Source organism: Dokdonella sp. (assembly GCF_035703485.1).
GTDB lineage: Bacteria > Pseudomonadota > Gammaproteobacteria > Xanthomonadales > Rhodanobacteraceae > Dokdonella.
The window spans coordinates 1-4,662 of record NZ_DASSYD010000200.1 but is presented as its reverse complement, the minus strand read 5'-3'; the positions used below and the strand labels follow the sequence as shown (position 1 = coordinate 4,662).

The window sequence follows — 4,662 nt, the reverse complement described above, 5'->3', positions numbered from 1 at the left end:
TTCGCTTCCGGTTGCTCTCCACCCCGCCTCTCAGCGACGCAGTTACCTTCAACTACGAGGCCTGTGGCTTGCCCCGACGCGGATTTACACCGCGCTGATACGACGCCCTCACGGGCGCACTCGCCCCTGCGCAGGCAGGGGTCCAGTGCCTTTTCTTTTGCAGAGCGAGCCGCCGGAATGACAACGGATTGAACTCAAGCCCATGGCGATGCTTTCGATACGCACAAAGCATCGCGCCCGGACATGCCGGGCGCGAAATTTGAAACGGGCAAAACCGAAAACGTTAATTGGCGTCTTTTGCGGTCCAGCGCTTGAGCCAGTCATTGACGACGTTGTGCCATTGCACGCTGTTGTGCGGCTTGAGCACCCAGTGGTTCTCATCCTTGAACACCAGCAGTTCGCTGGGTATGCCGCGCCGTTGAGCAGCGTTGAAGGCGGCCAGACCCTGCGATGTCGGGATGCGGAAATCCTTGTCGCCCTGGATGATCAGCATCGGCACCTTCCAATCCTTGACGTGGTTGAGCGGATTGAATTTCTCGTAGCCTTGCGGATTGTCGTAGACCGTGCCGCCGTTTTCCCATTCGGTGAACCACAGCTCTTCGGTTTCATAGCCCATGGCACGCGTGTCGAAAACACCGTCGTGGCTGATCAGGCACTTCCACGGCTCGTTCCAGTTGCCGGCGATCCAGTTGATCATGTAGCCGCCGTACGAGGCACCGAGGGCGCAGGCACGATCACCATCGAGGAACGGATATTTCTTCAGCGCGGCAGCCCAGCCGAGCTTGAGATCCTCAAGCGGCTTGCCGCCCCAGTCTTGCGAGATCGAATCGGTGAAGGCCTGGCCGTAGCCAGTCGATCCGTGGAAATTGATCGTGACCACGGCGAAGCCCTGGCCCGCGTAGGTCTGCGGATTCCAGCGATAGTGGAAGTCATTGGTCATCGCACCCTGCGGACCGCCATGGATGATGAAGGCGACCGGATACTTCTGCTTGGCCTTGAAGCCAACCGGCTTGACCACGTAGCCCTGCACCGTCGCGTCTTCGGCGCCCTTGAAGGTGAAGAACTCGAAGTCGCCCATGCGCAGATCCTTCAGGCGCGTCGCGTTGAACCGGGTGATCTGCTTGAGATTGCGACCGCGCAGATCGGCCGTGTAAAGATCGGACGGATGCTTGAGATCATTGCGTGAAATCAGCAGGGATTTGGCCCCGACATCGAATCCGGCGACCTGACCATTGCCGACCAGCTTGCTGACCTTGCCGCTGGCGACGTCGATTGCGAACAGCGGATGCTCGCCGTTGTCGTTGGTGGCCGTGAACAGGGTCTTGCCGTCGACGGATTCCTTCAGCGCGCCGGCCGAGCGATCCCAATCCGGAGCAATTTCACGCTTGTCGCCGCTGGCCAGATCGAGCGCCATGATGGCGAAGCGATCGGCTTCGAAACCGGGCCGCTTCATGGCCAGATAGTAGAGTGTCTTGCCATCACGTGATGGCAGCGGATTGGCATCCCAGGCCAGGTTCTCGGCGGTGTGATTGGTCGGCTCGGCAGAACCGTCCGCCGGCACCGAATAGATATCGAAGTTGGTCGACCACGGTTCACCAGCGTTGAGATTGCGAACGTCGAAATAAAGCGTCAATCCATCCGGCGAGAACGCGTACTCACTGTCGTCGCCAAACGGTTTGGACGGCACATCGCCATCAATGCTGCCGCTCAATAGTTTCGGTTGACCCAGCTTGCCATCGGTATCTAACCCGGCAATCAGCAGTTGCGAACGGCGACCATCCATCCATTGATCCCAATGACGGACGAAGCCCTCGCTGTAGAGCATGCCGCTGGCCTTGTCATCGGCACGTTCATCAAGACGCTTTTTCGTGCAGGCGATAGGCGCCGCATCGGTGGCGCAATCGACGAACAGGTCGACAGTAAACGCGACCGATTTTCCATCCGGCGACAGCTTGTAGGTACCAATATCCAGAGCCAGCGTACCGACGGCTTCGGCTTCTCCGCCGCTTGCCGCGACGCGCCAGAGCTGATTGACATCATCCTTGGCAGCGAGGAAATACAGGCTCTTGCCATCGGCCGACCAGCGCGGCGTATTCGCATTGAGCGCGGCATCGGTAACCCGAGTCGGCTTGCCGCCCGCCATCGGCACCGTCCAGATGCTGAGCTTGCCCTTGTTCTCAGCGTAGTCGGTTTCTCGCAGTTGCATCGCGGCGGTTCGCCCATCCGGCGACAACTGCGGATCGCCGACCCGATCCATCATGACCAGATCCTTGGCATCAAACGGTTGCGGTGCGGCCAGCGCCGGCACGGCAAAGAGCAACATGGAAGCAACAATCAACGATTTCATCGGCAGCTATCTCCGGGAATGAACGTCCGATGGTAAGGCGCGGCGGACTTTGGTGGAAGCACCATGGGTCAGGATGGCAATCAAGGTTGCCAACTCCGGCAGTCAAGCCATGCTGTTCGTGCTGGTTTTCGTTGGTTGACCCGTCGACGGCAGGATGCGCCGCTGCGACGCAAGCTGGCAGACCCCGTCAACACCGCCACGACGACGGAATTCGGCAACTCGCCGCATTGGCGACGAGTATCGGGATGAGCGGCTGAATCAAGCTTTGACCTGGCCCTGGCGTTTCCCGAACAGGTCGAAGGTCATGCATGGATCGATCATTCCAACTGGTAACATCGACCGGTTGTCTGAACGAGGAGCTCCACCGATGAGAAGCTTGATTGTCAGCGCCATTGCGCTTTCCGTGCCGTTGCTGGCCTATGCCGCCGACGCCCCCCAATTCGATGCCAAGCGTCTGTCCGAACATGTCAGGGTCCTGTCTTCCGATGCGTTTGAAGGCCGCGGTCCGGCCACGCCCGGTGAGGAAAAGACCCTCGAGTACGTGATCGGCCAGTTCAAGCAAGCCGGCCTGCAGCCTGGTGGCGACCTCAAGGATGGCAAGCGCTTGTGGACCCAGGCGGTGCCGCTGCTGCGCGCCGAGATTGTCGGCAAGCCAACACTGGCCTTCGAGGTAAACGGCGAATCCGAACCGCTGACCCAGGGCGAACAGATCGCGGTGCGCGCGGCGATGGACGGCTCGACAAAAGTCGACGTCAACAACGCCCCCATGGTTTTCGTCGGCTATGGCGTCAACGCCCCCGAACGCAATTGGAATGATTTCGCCGGCGTCGATCTGAAAGGCAAGATCGCCATCGCTCTCGTCAACGATCCGGATTTCGAGACCGGCAAGGGTGATTTCGGCGGCAAGGCCATGACCTACTACGGTCGCTGGACCTACAAGTACGAAGAGGCAGCGCGCCAGGGCGCGATTGGCTTGCTCGTCGTCCACGAAACCGCACCGGCCTCCTACGGCTGGGCGACAGTGAAGAACTCGAACACCAATACGATGTTCGACGTGGTCCGTGATGATGCGAAATCGGTGCATCCGCAGATTGAAGGCTGGATCCAGCGCGACACCGCTGTCGATCTGTTCAAGCAGGCCGGTCTCGATTTCGATGCGATGAAGAAAAAGGCACAAAAGCGTGGTTTCAAGGCCGTCACCCTGAAGGACGCCACGTTCTCGGCCAACTATGCGATCGATTCCAAGGTCATCACCTCACAGAATATCGCCGCACGCATCGCAGGCAGCAAGCGCCCGAATGAAACCGTCATCTACAGCGCGCATTGGGATCATCTCGGCGTCGGCCAGCCCGATGCAAGCGGCGACACGATTTACAACGGTGCCGTCGACAATGCGACCGGCACGGCGGCCTTGATCGAAATCGCCCGCGCTTTCGCCAAGGCGCCGCAACCCGAGCGTTCGATCCTCTTTCTCAACGTAACCGCCGAAGAAAAGGGCCTGCTCGGCTCCGAGTACTATGCCGCCAAGCCACTGTATCCACTGGCGACCACCGTCGCCGTGATCAACATGGATGCGCTCAGCCCGATGGGCGAAGCGCGCAACTTCACCACCTCGGGAAGTGCCCAATCCGATCTGCTTGACGCCTTGATCGCCGACGGCAAGGCAGCCGGCATGGCTTATGTGAGCGATCCGCGCCCGGAAGCCGGAAGCTTTTTTCGCTCCGATCATTTCTCGTTTGCCAAACGCGGCGTACCGGCGCTTTCCTACGGCTCGGGCAATGACCTGGTCGAGGGCGGCACCCAGGCCGGTCAAGCGGCGGGCAAGGACTACGTGACCAAGCGCTACCACCAGCCTGCAGACGAATGGGAAGCCAGTTGGACATTCGCCGGCATGGTCCACGACCTCCCGATGCTCTACAAACTCGGCAGCGACCTCGCCAACTCCGATAGCTGGCCGCAATGGGGCAAGGATTCCGAATTCCGTGCGATCAGGGATGCAAGTGCTGACCAGCGCAAGTAGATCGACACAGGCGGTCATCGACTTCAGCCGCGATGCGATGCCGACGCTGCGTCGCTCGCATCACGGCTGAATCCCGTCCCCGATGACCGCCGACCGCTTGAAATGAGTATGCTTTGGCGTCGCCCAAGGCAGAGTTCGAGACCTTCATGATGCCTGCTCCCCGTTGTGACCGCGCTGAAGCGTGGTCTGTCCTGAAAGCGCTTTTCAATGAGGATGGCGCCGCATTCGATCTGCGCACGGCTTTTGCCGCTGACCCAAGGCGATTCGAGACGTTTTCATTTGCCGCGCCGGAACT

The 4,662-nt window shown here is 60.0% G+C and carries 2 protein-coding genes; one reads left to right on the top strand and one right to left on the bottom strand.

What is annotated here, in order from left to right:
• Positions 1-283 precede the first annotated feature (283 nt).
• Positions 284-2,347 carry a S9 family peptidase gene (locus tag VFN25_RS15370; protein WP_325143465.1) on the bottom strand — a complete coding sequence of 688 codons (2,064 nt, stop codon included), beginning with the start codon at positions 2,345-2,347 and terminating at the stop codon, positions 284-286.
• A 367-nt stretch (positions 2,348-2,714) separates the two neighbouring features.
• Between VFN25_RS15370 and VFN25_RS15365 the strand changes: the two genes are divergently transcribed.
• The gene (locus tag VFN25_RS15365; RefSeq protein ID WP_325143463.1) at positions 2,715-4,367 is read left to right on the top strand and encodes a M28 family metallopeptidase; all 1,653 of its coding nucleotides are present in this window, start codon (positions 2,715-2,717) and stop codon (positions 4,365-4,367) included.
• Positions 4,368-4,662 lie beyond the last annotated feature (295 nt).